The following is a 19,899-nucleotide window of genomic DNA, read 5'->3' as shown; positions in this document are numbered from 1 at the left end:
CTACGGGTGGGCGGCGCGGTGTCCGCTGCGTGGACGGGTACAGGCACACTGGGGCCATGGCCATTCACGAGAACCTGCTCGGGGGTCCGCCCCCGACCCACCTCCCCGACGACCCCGGGCCGCGCGAGCTGCTCGCCGCCGGGACGGCGCCCTCCGAGGTCGCCGCGCAGTACCCCACCTCGTCGCTGGCGTGGGCGCAGCTCGCCGACGACGCGTTCGAGGCGGGCCGCGTCGTGGAGTCGTACGCCTACGCGCGCACCGGTTACCACCGCGGGCTGGACGCGCTCCGCCGGAACGGCTGGAAGGGGCACGGGCCCGTGCCGTTCGAGCACGAGCCGAACCGCGGCTTCCTGCGCGCGCTGCACGCCCTCGCGCGTGCGGCCGAGGCGATCGGGGAGCAGGATGAGTACGAGCGCTGCTCCTCCTTCCTGAAGGAGAGCTCGCCCACCGCTGCCTCGACCCTGGGCTGACCGGGCTGACCGGGCTGAGCCCGCGGCCGGTGGCCGGCGGGAGCACGGCGGCGGTGAGGGTGCCTGCGTACAGCGGTGACCTTGCCGCCGCCGCCGCGTAGCGCGCATGATGCCCAGTGGGCCCGCAGGGGTCCGAGGGGACCGGGGCTCCGATGTCTATCCGGAAGGGGCGGACCGCTACCCGGACGCACAGTGAGTGGAGACAGCGATGTCACACGACCCCGATGCCCCGGTACTGGATTTCGCGGGCACCACGCCGTATGAGGACTACGTCCGCGCGGACGTCCTCACCCACCTCCAGGAGCCGCTCTCCGACGATCCGGGGGAGCTGGCGTTCCTCGTCACCACCCAGGTGATGGAGCTGTGGTTCACCGTCATCGTGCACGAGTGGCAGACGGCCGCCGCGGCGCTGCGCCGGGACGACACGGAGGGCGCGCTGGCCGCCCTGAAGCGCTCCACCCACGAGCTGCGGTCGCTCAACGCCTCCTGGGAGCCGCTGGCGCATCTCACCCCCGCCCAGTTCAACGCCTACCGGGCGGCGCTGGGGGACGGGTCCGGTTTCCAGTCCGCGATGTACCGGCGGATGGAGTTCCTGCTGGGCGAGAAGTCGGCCTCCATGCTGGTGCCGCACCGGGGGGCGCCGCGGGTGCACGCCGAGCTGGAGAAGGCGCTCCAGGAGCCGAGCCTCTACGACGAGGCGCTGCGGTTCCTGGCGCGACACGGCGCGGAGGTCCCCGAGCCGGTGCTGCGCCGGGACGTCGCCGCCCGCTACGAGCCCGACCCGGGGGTCGAGGCGGTCTGGGTGCGCGTCTACGCGGGTGACCCGGGCTCCGCGGCGCACCGGCTGGGCGAGGCGCTGACCGAGGTCGCGGAGCTGGTGTGGCGCTGGCGCAATGATCACCTCGTGGCCACCCGCAGGGCGATGGGGGCCAAGGTCGGCACCGGCGGCTCGTCCGGGGTCGCCTGGCTGGAGAAGCGGGCGGCCAAGCAGGTGTTCCCCGAGCTGTGGACGGCGCGCAGCCATGTCTGACCGCGGATCCGCCGAAGCCGCGGACGCCCCCGCCGCCGAGGGCTCGGCAGCTGAGGGCCCGGCAGCCGAGGACCCGGCCGCCGAGGGCCCGGCCGCCGAGGCGCTCGCCGCGGAAGCCCTGGCCCTGGACGCCGCAGACCCGCTCGCCGCGCTGCGGGAGCGGTTCGTGCTCGACCCCGCCACCGTCTACCTCGACGGAAACTCCCTGGGCGCGCTGCCCAAGGCCGTCGAGGCGCGGCTCGCTGACGTCGTCTCCCGCGAGTGGGGCCGACTGCGGATCCGCTCGTGGGCGGAGTCCGGATGGTGGACGATGCCGGAGCGGGTCGGCGAGCTGGTGGCGCCGCTCGTCGGCGCCGGGCCGGGGCAGGTCGTCGTCTCCGACTCCACGAGCGTGAACCTCCTCAAGGCGCTGGTCGGCGCGGTGCGGATCGCACAGGAGCAGGCCCCGGACCGCGGTGAGCTGCTGGTGGACGCGGCGACCTTCCCCACCGACGGCTACATCGCCGAGTCCGCGGCCCGGCTCACCGGCTGTACGGTGCGCGCCGTACCGCCCGAGGAGGTGCACGCGGCGCTGGGCCCGCGTACCGCCGCCGTGCTGCTCAACCACGTCGACTACCGCACCGGAGAGCTCCGCGCGCTGCCCGCGCTCACGTCCGCCGCGCATGCGGCGGGGGCCCTGACGGTCTGGGACCTGTGCCACAGCGCCGGTGCGCTGCCCGTGGACCTGGACGCGCACGGTGTGGACTTCGCGGTGGGGTGCACCTACAAGTTCCTCAACGGCGGGCCCGGTTCGCCCGCCTTCCTCTATGTGCGCGGCGCCCTGCAGGAGCGGTTCGACTCCCCGCTGCCCGGCTGGAACTCGCACGCCGACCCGTTCGCCATGGCGCCGGACTACACGCCCGCGAGCGGTGCGGTACGCGGCCGGGTGGGCACCCCCGACATCCTCTCGATGGCCGCGCTGGAGAGCGCGCTCGGCGTCTGGGACGAGGTGCGGATCCAGGACGTGCGGGCGAAGTCGCTGGCGCTCACGGACTTCTTCCTGCGCTGCGTCGCCGCCCACGCGGCCGGCGGCGCGATCGGTGTCCGGTCCCTGACACCGGCCGAACACGCCCGGCGCGGCAGCCAGATCGCGCTGCTGTGCGACCCGCCGGAGCAGGCGGAACCGGTGATGGAGGAGCTGATCGCGCGCGGCGTCGTCGGGGATTTCCGCCGCCCCGGTGTCCTGCGCTTCGGGTTCACCCCGCTCTACACTTCGTTCCGGGACGCCGAGCGCGCTGCCCGCGTCCTGGGCGAAGTGATCGGGGGAGCACGATGAGCCAGGACGAGGAGAAGGCGCTGCTGGCCCTCCCGGCGGCGCCCCCGGAACGCCAGGAGCGGTACGGGCCGCACCCCTCGCAGGTCGTCGATCTGTACGGGGAGGGCGCGCCCGGTGGCCGGGTGGTGCTGCTGCACGGCGGCTTCTGGCGCGAGCAGTGGGACCGCAGCCATCTGTCGCCGTTCGCCGCGGCGCTGGCGGGCCAGGGCATACCGGTGGCGCTGGTCGAGTACCGCAGGGTGGGCGGAGGCGGCGGCTGGCCCGCGACCGCCGAGGACGTCGGCGCCGCGCTCGACCTGCTGGGTGCTCCGCCCAGTGTGCTGTTCGGCCACTCGGCGGGCGGGCACCTCGCGCTGTGGGCCGCGGCCGCGCGGGAGCGGGCCGCCGGGCGGGTGGTGGTGGCGGCGCCGGTCGCCGACCTGGAGCGGGCCCATGCGACGCGGCTGAACGGCGGAGTCGTCTCCGACTTCCTCGGAGGCGAGGAGCGGGTCGCCTCGGCGCTGGGGGAGGCGGACCCGATGCGGCTGCTGCCCCGCACGCCGGTGGAGATCCTGCACGGCACCGCCGATCAGGAGGTGCCCATCGAGCTGTCCCGCCGCTACGCCAACAACTGGGGCGCCCGGCTGCATCTGCTGCCCGGCGTGGGCCACTACGCGCCCATCACCCCGCGCACCCCGGCCTTCGACGTGCTCGTCAGGTCGCTGCGCTAGACGAGGGCGCACATCCGTCCGCGTCCGCGGCGCACACACGTCCGGCCCCGCGGTGCCGCGGGGCCGGAGCGGGCGCGGGCGCGCGGGGCGCCCTCATGAGCGGTGGACTCAGTCGAGTTCGAGTTCGCCGATGGCGAGGCCGCTGTTGATGTGCGTCACCACGTTGTCGTGGATGTGGTTGCTCTGGAACGACTTGACGGTCGTGGTGTCGTTGTCGCTGCTGCTCACTCGCGCGTTCAGGATGTGGTCGCTGAAGTCCTGCGTGTACGAGGTCCAGGAGTTGCCGGCGAAGGCGGTGCCCGCCGAGCCGAGGACGGCGGCGGTCGCCAGGACGGCGGCTGCGGTCGCGGTGCGGATGCGCATGGATGCTCCTTGCGGGTCTGGTGCGCGCGGTCTCGCGCGGTTCTGGCTGTGCGTCGAGACCTGTTCCACACCACGCACCGGAACGATCATCATTAGTCCGTACGTGCCGCTCATATACCCCGCACGGGCGTCTGCCGGCCGTCCGGCACCTGAGCCGACCGGGGGTGCGCGAGGGACCGTCCGGCCACCCCGCCACACTTCCGTCATGCACACAGGCATGCACACGAACGTGCACACGGAGCGGAAGAACGCGGCGCGGGCCGCTGCGGCAGCGCACGACACGGACCCGGCAGGGGCGATCGGCGTCGGCGTCACCCTGGGGCTCTTCGCCGCATGGGCACTGCACGACGCGGAGGAGGTGGCCATGATGCCTCGCTGGACCCGGACCCGGGTGCCCGAACTGCGGGAGCGGATACCCGGCGTGCCCGAGGCGGTGTGGGAGCGGCTGGAGTCGCTGGACGGCCGCCGGTTCGCCACCGCGGTCAGCGTCATGGGCGTCATCGTGGCGGCAGCCGCGGCGGACGGGCACCGCACGGGCGGGCGCAGCGGCTTCTACCAGGGGGCACTCACCGGCTTCGGGCTGCACGGCTTCGCCCATCTGGCGCAGGCCGCCGCCGTCCGCGGCTACACCCCCGGATCGGTCACCTCGCCGCTGCTGGTCATTCCGTTCACGGCCTGGGCCCGCAGGCGGCTGCGGGACGCGGGCGTCCTCCGTCCGGCGACCCCGCGCGACATCGCCGTCGGCCTCGCCACCGCCGCCGCCGCGACCGCGCTCTCGCACAGTGCGGCGGACCGGCTGCTGCGGCCCCGGCGTGGCCGGCGGGGTCAGCGGGCGTAGTTCTTCAGCGTCTCCGTCTCCAGCGCGAACCCGACCGGCTCGGGGAGCACCACCTCTTCACCGAAGGAGGCGGTGTGCAGGTCGCGGTAGCGGCCCGCTTCCTGGTCCGGGTTGGTGTGGACGACGACTTCGTACCGGTCGCGGTCGACGAGGAGATAGACCGGGATGCCGGCTGCGGCGTACGCGGCCGGCTTCTCCTGCCGGTCGCGCCGGTCGGTGTCGGAGTCGTAGGAGGTGACCTCCACGGTCATCAGCACGCCCGCGGGGTCGGCCCACTCGCCTTGCCCTGCGAAGTGGGCGACGGGCGCGAGTGAGCCGTCCGGGCGAACCCTCCCCCTCCGGTAGGCGCCGGCCTTCAGTCCCTGGGAGGTGTGGAGGTCGAGATCGGAACGGGACTGCATGCACTGCCTCAACAGCCACATGACGATGGTCTCGTGGTCTCCGTCCGGCACGGCTTTCTCTCCGATGCGTCCGTCGATGAACTCCAACGTGACGGTCTCGGGGGCGGTGGAGGCGAGCCGTTCGAACTCCTCCGCCGTCATGTGAGACGTGCGCTCGGCCATAACCGTCATGTTGCACCTCCTTCCAGGCGAAAGCCAGCGTCGCCCGGCCGGACCCGGCACCGGGGACGCTCTTCACACTTTCACTCGCACGGGCGAACGGCGCGCGTCCCAGGCGTCGCCGAGGACGCACACGCCGACCGCCACCGCCAGGAACGCCGCGGCGGCGGCGAGCAGCGCCGTCTCGTAGTAGCCGCCGCTCATCACCCGTGCCGCACCCCAACCGGCGGCGGTGCCCGCGACCGCGGCGGCGGCCAGCCGCAGCAGCAGCCGCCCGGGAGTGGCCGTCCCGGCGGACTCGGCGCCGAGCGTGTCCCGCAGCGCGAGAGCCGCGGCCACCGCGCCGAGCAGCAGTCCGGCACCGGCCGCCAGCGCCGGGGTGCCGAAGACGACGCCGTACCGCACGGCCAGGGCCGGGGCGAAGAACAGCAGCAGGAAGCGGCGCAGGGCGTGGCCGAGGAAGGCGACGGCGGGACCCGCGTCCGCGCCGGTGCGCAGCCGCCGGTCGGCCGCCCGGCATCCGACGAGGACGAGGGCGCATCCGGCGACGAAGGGCAGCCGTGCCTCCAGCCGCCCCAGGTTGTAGAGGAGCAGCGTGTCGTAGGCGAGCAGGACGAGTCCGCCGAAGGAGGCGAGGGACCCGAGGAAGAGCAGCAGCCGCCCGGCGGACAGCGGCCGGGGTCGGGGCCGGGGGAGCCCGCCGGGCCGGAGCGAGCCGGCCGCCGCGTCCGGGGCGGATACCGGGGCGGATGCCGGTGCCGCGTCGGATGCCGGGTCAGGTGCCGGCGCGGATACCGGTGCTGTGCCCGGCACCGGCACCGGGTCCGGTTCCGGCGTGCGGCCGGGTGCTCCGTGTCGGGCCGCCGCCGCCAGCAGCGGCGGCGTCACCAGTGCGGACGCGCACCTGATCAGCAGATCGTCCGTCGTCCACGGGTTGCGCAGGTCCCATTCGACGGCGCAGAAGACCGCCGTGTACGCGAGCGCGGCCACCACCAGCAGCGGGGAGGCCAGTACCTGGCGGTACAGCCGGTCGTCCAGCCAGCGCAGCACCACCGCGAAGGCGAGCAGTACGAGCGGGAGTTCGAGAGCGGCCTGGACCCGCAGCACGGAGCCGGCCAGTGTCTCGGGCCAGGGCCAGTGCGCCGCGAGCCGGGTCGGCGGCCAGTCCGCTGCGGGCAGTTCGAACCAGCCGGGCGGCAGATACCGCGCCACGAAGCCGGGGTCGCCGCCGTGCACCCGCCGGATGTACACCACGACGGCGATCTGGTTCACCAGTACCGCGCCGACCAGCAGCCCGAGCAGACCGAGCGGTCCCGGCACCCGGCGGGACCGGCCCGCGCCGGGCACGAAGGACCGCCGCCCCCACCGGGCACGGACACCGTGCGGCGGCCCGGCGGACGGGCCGGCCGGCGGCTCGGCGCGCGGGCCGGGAAGCCACCGGGTGGCCGCGGCGAGCGGGAGCCGGGTGGCGAGGGCGAGGGAGAGGAGGACCGACACCACGACGGTGCCGTCCACGGCGAGCTGCACGCGGGGCAGCGTAGTGGCCCGGCCCGCCGCCGCACGGTTCGGGCCGTGCGGCGGCGGAGCGCCGGCATCCCGGCGGGCCGGGGGAGCCCGGAGCCGACGGGCCGGGGGTGCTCAGAGGAAGGAGTTGATCTCGATCGTCTCGTCGCGGCCCGGGCCGACGCCGATGGCGGAGATGGGGGCTCCGGACATCTCCTCCAGCGCCTTCACGTACGCCTGGGCGTTCTTGGGGAGGTCGCCGAAGGTCTTCGCCTTGGTGATGTCCTCGCTCCAGCCCGGCAGGTACTCGTAGACCGGCTGGGCGTGGTGGAAGTCGCTCTGGTTGTAGGGCAGCTCTGTGGTGCGTTCGCCGTCGATCTCGTAGGCGACGCACACCGGGATCTGCTCCCAGCCGGTGAGCACGTCCAGCTTGGTGAGGAAGAAGTCGGTCAGCCCGTTGACGCGGGTCGCGTAGCGGGCGATGACCGCGTCGAACCAGCCGCAGCGCCGGTTGCGGCCCGTGGTGACGCCGAACTCGCCGCCGATGCGGCGCAGCGCCTCGCCGTCGTCGTCGAACAGCTCCGTCGGGAACGGTCCCGCACCCACCCGCGTGGTGTACGCCTTCAGGATGCCGATGACCCGGTTGATCTTCGTCGGGCCGACGCCGGCGCCGGTGCAGGCGCCGCCCGCGGTCGGGTTGGAGGAGGTGACGAACGGGTAGGTGCCGTGGTCCACGTCCAGCAGCGTGCCCTGGCCGCCCTCGAACAGGACGACCTTGCCCTCGTCGATGGCGTCGTTGAGGATCAGCGTGGTGTCGGCGACGAAGCCCTTGAGCTGTTCCGCGTAGCCCAGCAGGTCCTCGGTGGCCTGCTGCGGGGAGATCGCGCGGCGGTTGTAGAGCTTGGCGAGCACCTGGTTCTTGAAGTCGAGTGCGGCCTCGACCTTCTGCAGCAGGATCGACTCGTCGAACAGGTCCTGGACCCGGATGCCGACCCGGTTGATCTTGTCGGCGTAGCTCGGGCCGATGCCGCGGCCGGTGGTGCCGATCCGGCGCTTGCCCAGGAACCGTTCCGTCGTCTTGTCGAGCGTCGCGTGATATGGCGTGATCAGGTGCGCGTTACCGCTCACCAGCAGCTTGGAGGTGTCGACGCCGCGCTCCTGGAGCCCGCTCAGCTCGGAGAGCAGGACCGAGGGGTCGACGACGACGCCGTTGCCGATGACCGGGGTGCACCCCGGCGAGAGGATCCCGGAAGGCAGGAGGTGCAGCGCGTACTTCTGGTCGCCGACGACGACCGTGTGGCCGGCGTTGTTGCCGCCCTGGTAGCGCACCACATAATCCACGGAGCCGCCGAGCAGGTCGGTGGCCTTTCCCTTGCCTTCGTCACCCCACTGAGCACCGAGCAGCACAAGTGCGGGCACAGGCGTACACCCCTTCCGGGCGGGGCATGTCCCACGTGCGGTGGCGCCGATCGGCACCCTCGCAAGAGCCGCAGTCCGGTACCCCAGATAGAGGAAGCCCCTGGCGCAACAGCGGCAGGGGCTCTTGCACCGAGAGATTACCGAACAATTCTCCCGGGTGACGAACAGGGGAGTGCTACGGCCCGGACGGGCGTACGAACCAGTACCGCCGCAGCACCGTGAGTACCCGTCGGAACCACCGATCGGGATCACCCGTACCACCCGAACCCGTACCACCCGTCGCAATCATCCGGATCCCTCCGGATTCATGAGGAAGGACCGTGGTGTCGGCTCCAGATTCCGCGAGGCCCCCAGCGGGCGAGGCCCGGGCCGCCGGTGGCACCTGCTCGAAGAGCTGGGAGGAGGTTCCGCTGCTGCTGGTCGTCGACCCGGTCGCCCGGCTCACGGACGCCGAGTCCGTCCGCATCGCACGCGATGTGCTGCGTGCGGCGACGCCGGGTCTCAAGCTGTGCCTGCCCGACGACCCCGCGCAGACGCCGCGGCTGCTGGCCCGGCGCGGCAGCAGGCGCCCCGTCCTGGTCGGTGACGATCGGGCTCTGCTGCACGCGGTTCGGTATCTGCACGGGGAGCGCGCGCTGGGGGCCACGGCGCTGTCGGTGGTGCCCGTGGGTGACGGCCCCTCGGTCGCCCTGGCGCGCAGCCTCGGACTGCCGCTGGACGCGGTCTCGGCCGCCCGTGCGGTGCTGCGCGGCAACCCGCACCCCATGGATCTGCTGGTCGACGACGAGGACGGTGTGGTGCTGGGCGGGGTGCGCACCGAAGCCTCCCCGGCCGTGCGCGCGCCGCGCCGGGAGGAGCGTGCCGAGCGGGACGCGGAGGGTGCCGGGCTGCCCGGGCAGTGGCGGCGGATGTACCAGGCCCTGGCGCGCACGATGCTCGCCCACGGGCGCGGGAGGGAATCCGGGGAGCACGGCGGGCTGCCGCCGACGGCCCCGGGGCGGCCGGTGCCGCCGTCCCCGCCCGCATCCCGCAGGCCGCCGGTGCGCGGCGGCCAGCGGCTGCGGGTGGAGGCGGACGGCGCGGTGGTGGCCGGTCCGGACCGGCCGCTGGCGGACGTGACGGTGCGTACGACCGGTACCGGCGGGCTCGCCGAGGTGTCCGTCCAGCCGCTGGCGGGCACGCCGCTGCGGGTGCGGGCGCACACCGTCACGGTCTCCGCGCCGGAGGGGTTCCCGGGGTTCCGCTACCGCGCCGACGCGGACGCCGACCCCGGGGCTCCGGCGGCGCCCGCCGCGTCGCGTACCTGGACGGTGCTGCCCCGCGCCTGGCACCTGGTGCTTCCGGCGGGGTGAGCCGTTCCGGTCCCGGTGGCCCGGTCGCCCAGCCCGGTCGCCCAGTCCCGGTCGCCCGGGCGCGGGTCGCCCGGGCTCCGCTCACGGGTGCCGGTCGCCGGGCCCGGTCGCCCGGGTGCCGGTCGCCCGGGTGCCGGTCGCCCGGGTGCCGGTCAGTCGGACTGTCGGCGGGCGTGCCAGCGGTTGAGCATGTCCTCCAGGCCGGTGCGCATGAACTCCAGGAACTCCGCGCTCTCCCGCACCCGGCGTCCGCCGGGCGTGTCGGCGCCGAGGTCGTCCGCGCCGGTGTTCAGGGTGCCCAGCCACCGGCCGAGGACGTGGTCGCGGCTGAGCAGGCTGGTGTACCAGACGTCCTGGTGCAGCATGTAGCGCTCGCGGCGGGAGCCGGGGTCGCGCTGCCGGGAGACCAGTGCGACCTGGGAGAGGTAGCGCACGGCGCCGGAGATGGCGGCGGGGCTGGCCTGGAGCCGGTCGCCGAGTTCGGCGGAGGTGAGGGCGCCCTCCTCGGAGGCGAGCAGGCAGGCGAAGACGCGGGACGCCATGCGCTGCATGCCCGCTTCGGTGAGGTCGGCGGCGAACCGTTCGACGAAGGGGGACACCCTCGTGCGGTAGTCCGCCACCTCCGGGTGGTCCGCCGCCTCTTGCCGGTCCGCAGTCCTCCGGCGGTCCTCTGTGGTCCGGTCGTCCGCCGCGGAGTCGTCTGACACGTCTGTCCGTCTCTTCCCGTTCTTCCCGCCCAGGGGCCCTGTGGAAGATCCTAACGCTTCCTTAACTTCACAAATTTGTGAAATGAGCGTAGCTTCCAAATCATGAACGCGTCCACGACCGCGACCGCCCGCCCCTCCGCGGCGCCCCCCGACACGGCCATCTCCGTGTCCGCCCTCGTCAAGAACTTCGGGACCGCCCGCGCCCTGGACGGGCTGGACCTGGAGGTCGCCACCGGCGAGGTGCACGGCTTCCTCGGCCCGAACGGGGCGGGCAAGTCCACCACCCTGCGCATCCTGCTGGGCCTCCTGCGCCCCGACAGCGGCACCGCGCGGCTGCTCGGCGCCGACCCCTGGCACGACGCGGTGGCCCTGCACCGGCGGCTCGCCTACGTCCCCGGCGACGTCGAGCTGTGGCCCAACCTCACCGGCGGTGAAGCCGTCGACCTGCTCGCGCGGCTGCGCGGCGGCATCGACCCGGCGAAGCGGGCCGCACTGGTCGAGCGGTTCGACCTGGACCCGACGAAGAAGGGCCGCAGCTACTCCAAGGGCAACCGGCAGAAGGTCGCGCTCGTCGCCGCGCTCGCCTCGGACGCGGAACTGCTGCTGCTGGACGAGCCGACCTCGGGGCTCGACCCGCTGATGGAGGTCGTCTTCCAGGACGTCATCCTCGAGGCGAAGGCCGAGGGCCGCACCGTCCTGCTCTCCAGCCACATCCTGTCCCAGGTCGAGAAGCTCTGCGACCGGGTCAGCATCGTCCGGCTCGGCAGGACCGTGCAGTCCGGGTCGCTCGACGAGATGCGCCACCTCACCCGCACCACCATCGAGGCGGAGGCCGACGGCCCGCTCGACGGACTCCGTGAGCTGCCCGGCGTCCACAACCTGCGGACGGACGGCGGCCGGGCGCACTTCGCCGTCGACGGCGGACACCTCGACGCCGTCGTACGCCACCTCGGCGGGCTCGGCCTCCGCAGCCTCGTCAGCCACCCGCCCACCCTGGAGGAGCTGATGCTGCGGCACTACGGCGACGACCTGACCGGCCGCGGCCACCCGGTGCCGCACCCGGCCGCGGCGGACTCCCGCACCGGCACCGCAACCGGCACCGAAACCGGCTCCGGCTCCGAAACCGGCTCCGGCACCGACCCCGTCGCGCCGGAAGGCGGCCCGCGATGAGCACCGCGACCGAAGCCGCACCGGTCCGCACCGGGACCGGAGCCGGGCAGGACCGGCCCGGCGGCGGCGCGCTCACCGGAACCGGCGTACTCCTCCGCTTCGCTCTGCGCCGCGACCGGGTGCGGCTGCCCGTGTGGCTGGCGGCAGTGCTCCTGGTCACCTTCTCCAGCCTCCAGCAGGCCACGGACCTGGCGCCCGACGATCCCACCGAGGCCGCCGACACGGCCACGACCCTCGGCGGTCCCGCCATGCTCGCCATGACCGGCCCCGAGCACTACCTCGCCGACCCCACCCCCGCCGCCGTGCTCAGCATGCTGGTGCTCGGCTACGGCGCCGTCCTGGTCGGGCTGATGAACGTGCTGACCGTCGTCCGGCACACCCGCGCCGACGAGGAGACCGGCATCGCCGAACTCCTCCGCTCCGGCGTCGTCGGCCGGCACGCCACCCTCACCGCGGCCCTCGCCACCGCGGCGGCGGCCGACACGGTGCTCGGGCTGCTGCTCGCGGTCCTGCTGCCCGCCGCCGGGCTCGGCGGTGCCACCGCGGGCGGCGCCCTGCTCTACGGCGCCGCGCTCACCGTCATCGGCCTGGTCTTCGCGGGCGTCGCCGCCGTGAGCGTGCAGCTCTCCTCGCACGGCAGAACCGCCGCCGGGGCGGCGCTGGCCGTGCTGGGCGCCGCCTACGCGCTGCGGGCCGCGGGCGACGTCGGGCCCGACGCGCTCTCCTGGTGCTCACCCATCGGCTGGATCCAGCGCAGCTACCCCTTCGTCGACAACCGCTGGTGGTCGCTGCTGCCCGGGCTCGCGCTGGCCGCCGGTACCGCCGCCGCCGGGTATCTGCTCAGCACCCGGCGCGACGTGGGCGCCGGACTGCTGCCGCCCCGGGCGGGCCGGTCCCAGGGCTCCGCGGCCCTCACCCACCCGCTCGGCTTCGCCGTCCGGCTGCACCGCGGACTGTGCGCCGGGTTCGCCGCGGCGCTGCTGCTGCTCGGTGCGATGTACGGCTCGCTCCTCGGCGGGGTCGAGGACATGCTCAAGGACCTGGCCGAGGTCCGCGAGGCGCTCGCCGAGGCGGGCGGGACGCTGGTCGAGTCGTTCGCCTCCACGATCCTGCTGATCGTCGCCGTCGTCGCCTCCCTCTTCGTGGTGCTGGTCGCGCTGCGGCCGCGCGCCGAGGAGACTTCCGGACGCGCCGAACCCCTGCTGGCCACCGGCCTGTCCCGGTCCCGCTGGCTGGCCTCGCACCTGGTGGCCGCACTGGGCGGGGGCACGCTCGTGCTGCTGCTGGGCTCCCTCTCCCTGGCCCTGACCGGTGCCGCCGCCACGCATGACGGAGACCTGGGCGTACGGCTGCTGGGCGCGGGGCTGGCCTACTCCCCGGCGCTGTGGGTGACCGGCGGGGCCGCCGCCCTGGTGTACGGCTGGGCGCCCCGCGCGACCCGGTTGGCCTGGGTCGTCCCCGCCTACGGGTTCGCCGTCGGCTATCTCGGCAAGCTCTCCGGGCTGCCCGACGCCTTCGGCGCCCTCTCTCCCTTCAGCCACGTCCCGCAGCTCCCCGCCGCGGAGATGCGCTGGACCCCGATGGTCCTCCTGACGATGGTGGCCGCCGCCCTGATCGCCGCCGGGCTGGCGGGGTTCCGGCGCCGGGACCTGGACCCGAAGTAGGACGCGGCGGCCGGGCGGCACGGCCGCCGCGGTGCGACGCGGCGGCCGTGCGAGACGCCGGGGCCGGGTCGCGGCGGGCCGGTCAGGTCTCCGGGTGGAGCGCCGCCATCGCGCCCGAGAGCCGGCGCAGTGCCTCGGCGACCCGGATGAACTCCTGGTCGCCGCCCAGCTCCTCGCTCAGCCGCCGGGCCAGCTCGGCGTGCCCGGGGTCGATACCCGCCACGGCGGTGCGGCCCTCGGGCGTGGGGGCGAGCAGTTTGGCGCGCTGGTGGGCCGGATTGGGTTCGTATGCCGCGAGGCCCCGTTCGACCAGGAGGTCGGCGATCCGCTGGACGCTCTGCCGGGTGATGCCCATGGCGCGGGCTATCCCGGAGACGGGCAGCGGCTCGCGGAGCACGGCGCCGAGCACCTGCCACCACGCGGCGGTCAGTCCGGCCGGGCGGGCGAGCACTTCGGAGGCGGCGAGGAACTGGCCGTTGAGCCGGAAGACGGCCAGCGCGGTCTCGCTCAGCAGTTCGGTGTCCCGTGGGTGGTCGTCCGCGCCCGCCGCACCGCTCATGCCTGCGCCGCCGCGAACACCGCGTACGCCTCCGGGTCGGAGTGCTGGTACAGCCGCTGGAAGGCGTCCAGCACGGGCGGCTCGAAGACGCCCAGGCGGTTCAGGATCTCGCGGGCGAAGGCGACGGGTTCGGTCGGCCCGGCCGTGATCAGGTCGCGGTCGGTGACGGCGTCGGCGTCGCGGTAGTGCGCCGCGCCCCGGTAGCCGTTGGCGGCGCGCAGGAACTCGGGGGCCGCGGCGGTGTGCGCGCGGTCGTCGAGCAGCCCCTCGTCCGCGAGCCCGTACACGGCTCCGCAGATGGCCGCCACGGGCACGCCCTCGTGCAGGAACTCCCGCGCGGTGTAGGCGAACGCGGTGAGTGCGCCGCTCGTCCAGGTGTCGGCGCCGGGCAGGATCAGCATGCTGCTGTCGAGGGGGCGCAGGCCGTCCAGCGTCAGGTCCGGCTCGATGCGCAGTCCGCCCTTGGTGGTGACGGTGGCGCCGGTCAGACCGACAGTGCGTACGCCGCCGGGGATGTGGGCGACGGTGTGCCCGTACTCCCAGTCGGCGAGGGTGTCGTACACGGCGAGATGAACGGTCATGGCGGCCTCCGCGGGCGCTCGATGTGATGACAGTATCCTGTCAAGTTGTCAGAATCCTGTCAATCCCTCGCGGCTACCCGCCTCCGGGCGGGCGCCCCGGGCTCTCCCGGATGTCCCGAGGTCCACCGGGTTCCCCGCGTGCTTCCGGGCACGCGGAGCGGCGCGCGCCCCGGCGACCCATGCGGCGGCGCGGGAGGTGCGGCTCAGGCGGGCAGCGGCCGCTCGTGCACCACGTGCTTCATCACCAGCGTGGAGCTCAGCCGCTGGACGCCGGGCAGGGTGGCGAGGTTCTCGTCGTAGAGCCGCTGGAAGGCGGGCAGGTCGGCGGTGATGACGCGGAGCAGGTAGTCCGGGTCGCCGAAGAGCCGCTGGGCCTGGACGACCTGCGGCAGCTCGGTCAGGGCCTGCTCGAAGGCGGAGATGGTGGTGCGGTCCTCCTGGCGCATGGTGACGAAGACGAGCGCGTCGAAGGTCAGCCCCACCGCGTCGGTGTCGACCACGGCGCGGTAGCCGCGGATGGCGCCGCTGCGCTCCAGCTCCCGCAGTCGCCGGTGGCACGGGGAGAGGCTGAGCCCCACCCGCGCGGCCAGCTCGGTGACCGTCAGCCGGCCGTCGTTCTGGAGCTCCGCAAGAATCTGCCGGTCCATGTCGTCCATGGGGAAGATTATTCCACCAGGAGCGCCACGGTCGATGATTCTGGGGAGCACTTTCGGCGCTGAACTTCCTATTGTTCCTCCCGCACTCCGTCAGAGCGGAAGGGACCGCCCCATGGCTGCCAGCTCCATAGCCGCGTTTTTCGCCCTCTCCTTTCTCCTCGTCCTCGTCCCGGGCGCGGACTGGGCGTTCACCATCACCTCCGGGCTGCGGGACCGGTCGGTGGTGCCCGCCGTCGGCGGGCTGATGCTGGGGTATGTGGGGCTGACGGCCGTGGTCGTGGCGGGGGTGGCCGCGCTGGTCGCCCGCACGCCCGGGGTGCTGACCTCGCTCACCGCGCTCGGCGCCGGGTATCTGGTCTGGCTCGGCGCGACGACGTTCGCCGGGGCGAAGGAGGCCGGGCTGCCGCAGACCGACGACGGCACCGGCGCCGCCACCGCCGCGGCCGGGGGCGCCCGCTCCCGGGTGCTCAAGGGCGCCGGCGTCAGCGGACTGAACCCCAAGGCGCTGCTGCTCTACGTCGCGCTGCTGCCCCAGTTCGCCGACCAGCACGGGCAGTGGCCGCTGGCCTTCCAGATCGGGCTCCTGGGACTGCTGCACATGTGCACGGCCGGAGCCGTCTACCTCGGCCTGGGTTCGCTGGCGCGCACCGTGCTGCGGGCCCGGCCGACCGCGGCCCGCCTCGTCACCAGGCTCTCCGGCGTCGCGATGATCCTGCTGGGTGCCCTGCTGCTGGTGGAGCAGCTTCCCCGCTGAGGGGAGCGGCTTTCCCGCTGAGGGGAGCGGCTTTCCCACCGAGGGGAGCAGCCTTCCCACCCAGCGGCCCCGGTGCCCTGCTTCGGCCCGCCCCGCGTGCGGACGACTTCCGCCCTCCCTGCGTCCGGTCGGGGAGGGCGACATTACGCTGGCTCTCACCCTTCCGGGGGCCTCCCCGCCCGGAAGCCGTCCGTCCTGGGCCGGACGGGCACCACGCGAGCGAACCGAGGTACCGATCGTGACGATGCACCACCCCTCATCGGACACCCCCGCCACCCCTTCCACCTCGACTTCCACCTCGACCGTCCCGGACCCGGCCGCCGGCCGGCCGGTCCGGGAGGCCGACCGGGCCCATGTGTTCCATTCCTGGTCGGCCCAGGGGCAGATAGACCCCCCGGCAGTCGCGGGCGCCGAGGGCTCCCACTTCTGGGACTACGAGGGGAAGCGGTACCTCGACTTCACCAGCGGCCTCGTCTTCACCAACATCGGCTACGCGCACCCCAAGGTCGTGGCCGCGGTCCAGGAGCAGGCGGCGAAGATGTGCACCTTCGCGCCCGCCTTCGCGATCGAGGCGCGCTCCGAGGCGGCCCGGCTGATCGCCGAGCGGACCCCCGGCGACCTCGACAAGATCTTCTTCACCAACGGCGGCGCCGACGCCGTCGAACACGCGATCCGGATGGCCCGGCTGCACACCGGCCGCCCCAAGGTGCTCTCCGCCTACCGCTCGTACCACGGCGGTACCCAGCAGGCGATCAACCTCACCGGCGACCCGCGCCGCTGGGCGTCCGACAGCGGCACGGCGGGCGTCGTGCACTTCCACGCGCCCCACCTCTACCGCACCCCGTTCTACGCCGAGACCGAGGAGCAGGAGTGCGAGCGCGCGCTGGCACACCTGGAGCAGACCCTCGCCTACGAGGGCCCGCAGACCGTCGCCGCCGTCATCCTGGAGACCATCCCCGGCACCGCCGGGATCATGATGCCGCCGCCCGGCTACCTGGCGGGGGTCCGGGAGATCTGCGACAAGTACGGCGTCGTCCTCGTGCTGGACGAGGTGATGGCGGGCTTCGGCCGCACCGGCACCTGGTTCGCGGCCGACCTCTACGGCGTCGTACCCGACCTGCTGACCTTCGCCAAGGGCGTCAACTCCGGTTATGTGCCGCTCGGCGGAGTGGCGATCTCCGGGAAGATCGCCGAGACGTTCGACCAGCGCCCCTACCCGGGCGGCCTCACCTACTCCGGCCACCCGCTGGCCTGCGGTGCGGCCGTCGCGACGCTCCGCACCATGGCGGAGGAGGGCATCGTCGAGCACGCCGCGCGACTCGGCGAGACCGTCATCGGCCCGGCCCTGCGCGAGCTGGCGGCCCGCCATCCCTCGGTCGGCGAGGTGCGCGGCACCGGTGTCTTCTGGGCCCTCGACCTGGTGCGCGACCAGGAGACCCGGGAGCCCCTGGTGCCGTACAACGCCTCCGGCGCGGACAACGCGCCGATGGCGGACTTCGCCGCCGCGGCCAAGCGCGGCGGCCTGTGGCCGTTCGTGAACATGAACCGCACCCATGTCGTCCCGCCGTGCAACATCACCGAGGCCGACCTCAAGGAGGGGCTGAGCGTGCTGGACGAGGCCCTGACCGCGGCCGACGCGCACACCACGGCAGGCACCGGCGGCGCTGCGGCGGGCGCGGGGAGCACGGGGGAGTGATCAAACGCAGCACCCTGCGCTCGCAGATCGCCACCGCGCTGCGCGACGAGATCCTGGCCGGCCGGCTCGCCACCGGCCGGGACTTCACCGTCAAGGAGATCGCCGAGCAGTACGGCGTCTCCGCGACGCCGGTGCGGGAGGCGCTGGTCGATCTCGCGGCGCAGGGGCTGCTGGACGTGGAGCAGCACCGGGGCTTCCGCGTGCACGAGTTCACGCTTGCCGACTACCGCGCCATGTGCGAGGCGCGGGAGCTGGTCGTCGACGGGGTCTTCCGGGGCGTCGAGGGGGCCGCCGACCCGCCGGACGGTGCTTCGCGTGGCCCGGCGTCCGGGCACGCCGGCGGTCCGGGCGGCCCAGTCGGCGGCGGGGCCGCCTCCGCCGGCGGGGCGGTCGCCCGCCGCGCCTTCGGCGGCCTGGGGCCCGAGGTGGTGCGGTCCGTGCGCCGCCGCGCCGACGCGGCCGAACGCGCGGCCCGTGCCGGGGACCTGGACGTACTGATCGCCTACGACCTGCGGTACTGGCGGGAGTTGAGCGGGCTGCTGGGCAACCCCTACGTCTGCGACTTCCTCGACCGGCTCCGCATCCAGTGCTGGGTCTACGCCGTCCCGGTCCTGCGCCGCCACGCCTCGCTGCGCGGCCGCCTGTGGTCGGGGCACAACACGCTGCTGGACGCCGTCGAGTCGGGGGACGCGCGGGCGGCCCGCGAGGTCGTCGCCGCCTACAACCGGCACGCGCTGGCGCAGGTGGGCGCGGACGGGGCGGTACCGCGGCCCGAGGAGGACACCGAAGGGGAGTGAAGCTCGCCGGGGTGCCACCGGGGGTGCCGCCGGGGTGCCGTCGGGGTGCCGGAGGGGGCGCCGCCGGGGCGCACCCGTCCCGGCCCGCATGCGCCGGACGGGGGACGGGCGGCAGGAGACCGCACTACGCTGGGTGCAGGCAGGTCCCTGACGGTATTGGAGCGCCCCTTGGCCTGTGACCTCTGGCTCGTACCCCTCGTCGACGTGCTGTGCCACAGCCCCGACAACCCCTTCTCCGAAGAGATCGCCACCTACGACAGGGTGCTCACCGAGGCCGGTCTGCCCACGGTTCCCGTCTTCGGCTACATGCCGGGCCTCTCCGGCGACGTGGCCCCGGTCGCGGGCTTCGACTACGAGGCGCTGCACTACCTGCGCCGCGCCCACCTGCTGCTGGCCTCCGGTCTGGAGGTGGCGCCGGTGGGGGAGTTGGGCAGCGACTACGAGCAGCTCCTGGAGATGTTCGAGCAGACGGCGCAGCAGTCCCACCTGGTGTGGCACTACGACCACGCGGGCGTCTACATCCCGGTGGACTTCCAGGCGCCGCTCTACGACGACGAGTTGCTGGAGGGGAACGGTCCGCTGGGCTCCAGCCACGGCCTGCTGCGCGAGCTCCAGGAGCTGGGGCCGCACCTGGGGATCGACCCGGGCAATCCGCCGCCCGCGCCCGCCGCGCCGCTGCGCCCCACCGATCTGGACGAGCCCGCGGCCTCCGCCGCGATCGGCTACGAGGACGGCACCCCGTTCGGCAGGGAGCGGCACGTGTGGCTGAGCCTGCACGCGGCCGTGACCCGCAGCCTGGCCCAGGGGTCGATGATCGTCTTCGGCTGACGGGCGCCGCCGGCCCGCCGTCCGGTCATCCGCCGGTCGGCCCGGTCGGTCCGGTCGGCGGTCGGCCCGGTCGTGGTCAGCCGCCGGGAGCGCCGGTCAGCCGCCCGGGGGCCGCTGGCGGGGCATGGTGGCCCAGCCCGCGGTCCCGTTGGGCGGCGGCATGCGGCGCGCCGGCCCGCCCCGCGCGCCGGGCACCGTGCTCTGCGGGGCCAGCAGGAGCGGGGACCCCGAGGTGCGGAAGGCGACCATCCAGTCGACCGTCTCCGCCCGCACCGTCTCGTTCACGTCGTCCGAGAACCGGCGGAGCACGGCCAGGCCGCGCTCCGCCGCCTCACCGGCCGTGCCCTCGGCCGGGCCGAGCACCTCGCGGACGTTCTCGGCGGCCCACTCGTACCGCAGCGCCTCCAGCCGCCGGTGCAGAGCCAGCGCCGCGGCGACATCCCGCATCCAGCCGGAGGTCAGGCCGAGCCACCGGTCGGCGAGGGCGCAGGCCGCCGCGCCGAGCAGGGCCAGATAGCCGAGGTGGCCGGACCTCTCCTGCACCGGGGCGAACCCGGCCAGCTCGGCGAGCGGCAGCAGCGCCCCCACGCAGGCCCCGGCCACGACGCCGCCGCGCAGCCACCGGGCCCAGCGGCGTTTGCGCACGCGGTCCGCCAGATACCACTCGACGAGGCGCATCGCCTCCTGCTCGACCCACTGGTACAGCTCTTCCAGGCGCTCGGCGGGCTCGTTCCAGTCCCCGGACGGGAACCCCCTCCCCAGCAGATCGGGCTGCTTGACCCGCTTCACCCATGCTCCTTCGACGACGCGTCCGGCAGCCCGGCGTTCGGTCCGACCGCCCAATTCATACCGCCGAAAGTGGGACCTCACCGACGATCCGCGTGGAATTCCCCCCAGAAGTGGCGGTCCGTCGGGTATAGGAGCGGC

General features: G+C 74.1%; 21 protein-coding genes. 12 read left to right on the top strand and 9 right to left on the bottom strand.

Features of this window, described 5'->3' with window-relative positions; genetic code table 11:
• The first annotated feature begins 56 nt into the window (after window positions 1-56).
• The 4 genes from ACFYNS_RS09035 (at window position 57) to ACFYNS_RS09020 (ending at window position 3,525) form a co-directional block, all read left to right on the top strand.
• Window positions 57-470: a DUF3151 domain-containing protein gene (locus ACFYNS_RS09035; protein ID WP_276478740.1), complete on the top strand. Its 414-nt coding sequence runs from the start codon at window positions 57-59 to the stop codon at window positions 468-470.
• A 208-nt stretch (window positions 471-678) separates the two neighbouring features.
• Window positions 679-1,500 (top strand): tryptophan 2,3-dioxygenase family protein, encoded by an 822-nt coding sequence (locus ACFYNS_RS09030; RefSeq protein ID WP_360302390.1) that lies wholly within the window; start codon window positions 679-681, stop codon window positions 1,498-1,500.
• On the top strand, window positions 1,493-2,815 hold the full coding sequence (kynU, locus tag ACFYNS_RS09025) for a kynureninase (protein WP_388601759.1): 1,323 nt from the start codon (window positions 1,493-1,495) through the stop codon (window positions 2,813-2,815). Before ACFYNS_RS09030 ends, kynU begins: the two co-directional genes overlap by 8 nt.
• Window positions 2,812-3,525 (top strand): alpha/beta hydrolase family protein, encoded by a 714-nt coding sequence (locus ACFYNS_RS09020; RefSeq protein ID WP_388601758.1) that lies wholly within the window; start codon window positions 2,812-2,814, stop codon window positions 3,523-3,525. The genes kynU and ACFYNS_RS09020 overlap by 4 nt, the downstream gene beginning before the upstream one ends.
• Before the next feature lie 108 nt (window positions 3,526-3,633).
• On the opposite strand, the gene ACFYNS_RS09015 is transcribed toward ACFYNS_RS09020, so the two are convergent.
• Window positions 3,634-3,888 (bottom strand): hypothetical protein, encoded by a 255-nt coding sequence (locus tag ACFYNS_RS09015; RefSeq protein WP_360302398.1) that lies wholly within the window; start codon window positions 3,886-3,888, stop codon window positions 3,634-3,636.
• Between the two features lie 205 nt (window positions 3,889-4,093).
• On the opposite strand from ACFYNS_RS09015, the gene ACFYNS_RS09010 reads away from it, so the two are divergent.
• Window positions 4,094-4,726: an HXXEE domain-containing protein gene (locus ACFYNS_RS09010; protein WP_360302400.1), complete on the top strand. Its 633-nt coding sequence runs from the start codon at window positions 4,094-4,096 to the stop codon at window positions 4,724-4,726.
• Here ACFYNS_RS09010 and ACFYNS_RS09005 read toward each other — a convergent pair.
• From ACFYNS_RS09005 to ACFYNS_RS08995, 3 genes are all read right to left on the bottom strand, one after another.
• Window positions 4,714-5,298, bottom strand: a complete 585-nt coding sequence (locus ACFYNS_RS09005) for a Uma2 family endonuclease (protein WP_360302404.1) — start codon at window positions 5,296-5,298, stop codon at window positions 4,714-4,716. The genes ACFYNS_RS09010 and ACFYNS_RS09005 overlap by 13 nt on opposite strands.
• Before the next feature lie 63 nt (window positions 5,299-5,361).
• Window positions 5,362-6,813 (bottom strand): hypothetical protein, encoded by a 1,452-nt coding sequence (locus ACFYNS_RS09000; RefSeq protein ID WP_388601755.1) that lies wholly within the window; start codon window positions 6,811-6,813, stop codon window positions 5,362-5,364.
• 111 nt (window positions 6,814-6,924) lie between these two features.
• Complete coding sequence (locus ACFYNS_RS08995; protein WP_360302410.1) at window positions 6,925-8,208, bottom strand: adenylosuccinate synthase; 1,284 nt, start codon at window positions 8,206-8,208, stop codon at window positions 6,925-6,927.
• A 323-nt stretch (window positions 8,209-8,531) separates the two neighbouring features.
• On the opposite strand from ACFYNS_RS08995, the gene ACFYNS_RS08990 reads away from it, so the two are divergent.
• The gene (locus tag ACFYNS_RS08990; protein WP_388601752.1) at window positions 8,532-9,560 is read left to right on the top strand and encodes a hypothetical protein; all 1,029 of its coding nucleotides are present in this window, start codon (window positions 8,532-8,534) and stop codon (window positions 9,558-9,560) included.
• Between the two features lie 152 nt (window positions 9,561-9,712).
• On the opposite strand, the gene ACFYNS_RS08985 is transcribed toward ACFYNS_RS08990, so the two are convergent.
• A complete protein-coding gene (locus tag ACFYNS_RS08985) occupies window positions 9,713-10,267 on the bottom strand; it encodes a GbsR/MarR family transcriptional regulator (RefSeq protein ID WP_388601750.1) in 555 nt (184 codons plus the stop codon).
• A 102-nt stretch (window positions 10,268-10,369) separates the two neighbouring features.
• On the opposite strand from ACFYNS_RS08985, the gene ACFYNS_RS08980 reads away from it, so the two are divergent.
• Window positions 10,370-11,437 (top strand): ABC transporter ATP-binding protein, encoded by a 1,068-nt coding sequence (locus tag ACFYNS_RS08980; protein WP_388601747.1) that lies wholly within the window; start codon window positions 10,370-10,372, stop codon window positions 11,435-11,437.
• The gene (locus tag ACFYNS_RS08975) at window positions 11,434-13,101 is read left to right on the top strand and encodes an ABC transporter permease (protein ID WP_360302370.1); all 1,668 of its coding nucleotides are present in this window, start codon (window positions 11,434-11,436) and stop codon (window positions 13,099-13,101) included. The genes ACFYNS_RS08980 and ACFYNS_RS08975 overlap by 4 nt, the downstream gene beginning before the upstream one ends.
• Before the next feature lie 82 nt (window positions 13,102-13,183).
• On the opposite strand, the gene ACFYNS_RS08970 is transcribed toward ACFYNS_RS08975, so the two are convergent.
• From ACFYNS_RS08970 to ACFYNS_RS08960, 3 genes are all read right to left on the bottom strand, one after another.
• Window positions 13,184-13,660 carry a MarR family transcriptional regulator gene (locus ACFYNS_RS08970; protein ID WP_360302373.1) on the bottom strand — a complete coding sequence of 159 codons (477 nt, stop codon included), beginning with the start codon at window positions 13,658-13,660 and terminating at the stop codon, window positions 13,184-13,186.
• On the bottom strand, window positions 13,657-14,241 hold the full coding sequence (locus tag ACFYNS_RS08965; RefSeq protein ID WP_360302376.1) for a DJ-1/PfpI family protein: 585 nt from the start codon (window positions 14,239-14,241) through the stop codon (window positions 13,657-13,659). The genes ACFYNS_RS08970 and ACFYNS_RS08965 overlap by 4 nt, the downstream gene beginning before the upstream one ends.
• Before the next feature lie 203 nt (window positions 14,242-14,444).
• A complete protein-coding gene (locus ACFYNS_RS08960; protein WP_019355060.1) occupies window positions 14,445-14,897 on the bottom strand; it encodes an Lrp/AsnC family transcriptional regulator in 453 nt (150 codons plus the stop codon).
• Window positions 14,898-15,009: 112 nt separating this feature from the next.
• Between ACFYNS_RS08960 and ACFYNS_RS08955 the strand changes: the two genes are divergently transcribed.
• The 4 genes from ACFYNS_RS08955 to ACFYNS_RS08940 all read left to right on the top strand — a co-directional run bounded on the left by ACFYNS_RS08955 (window position 15,010) and on the right by ACFYNS_RS08940 (window position 18,972).
• The gene (locus tag ACFYNS_RS08955) at window positions 15,010-15,651 is read left to right on the top strand and encodes a LysE family translocator (protein WP_388601743.1); all 642 of its coding nucleotides are present in this window, start codon (window positions 15,010-15,012) and stop codon (window positions 15,649-15,651) included.
• 238 nt (window positions 15,652-15,889) lie between these two features.
• Window positions 15,890-17,347, top strand: coding sequence for an aspartate aminotransferase family protein (locus ACFYNS_RS08950; protein ID WP_388601741.1), 1,458 nt, complete (start codon window positions 15,890-15,892; stop codon window positions 17,345-17,347).
• The gene (locus ACFYNS_RS08945; RefSeq protein ID WP_388601739.1) at window positions 17,344-18,144 is read left to right on the top strand and encodes a GntR family transcriptional regulator; all 801 of its coding nucleotides are present in this window, start codon (window positions 17,344-17,346) and stop codon (window positions 18,142-18,144) included. The genes ACFYNS_RS08950 and ACFYNS_RS08945 overlap by 4 nt, the downstream gene beginning before the upstream one ends.
• Before the next feature lie 168 nt (window positions 18,145-18,312).
• Window positions 18,313-18,972: a hypothetical protein gene (locus ACFYNS_RS08940; protein WP_360303884.1), complete on the top strand. Its 660-nt coding sequence runs from the start codon at window positions 18,313-18,315 to the stop codon at window positions 18,970-18,972.
• Between the two features lie 96 nt (window positions 18,973-19,068).
• Here ACFYNS_RS08940 and ACFYNS_RS08935 read toward each other — a convergent pair whose 3' ends face one another.
• Entirely contained in the window at window positions 19,069-19,761 is a 693-nt protein-coding gene (locus ACFYNS_RS08935; protein ID WP_388601736.1) for an SLATT domain-containing protein, read from the bottom strand.
• Between the last annotated feature and the right edge of the window lie 138 nt (window positions 19,762-19,899).

Source organism: Streptomyces sp. NPDC006925, assembly GCF_042869575.1.
GTDB lineage: Bacteria > Actinomycetota > Actinomycetes > Streptomycetales > Streptomycetaceae > Streptomyces.
This window is presented reverse-complemented; position numbering and strand designations above follow the sequence as displayed.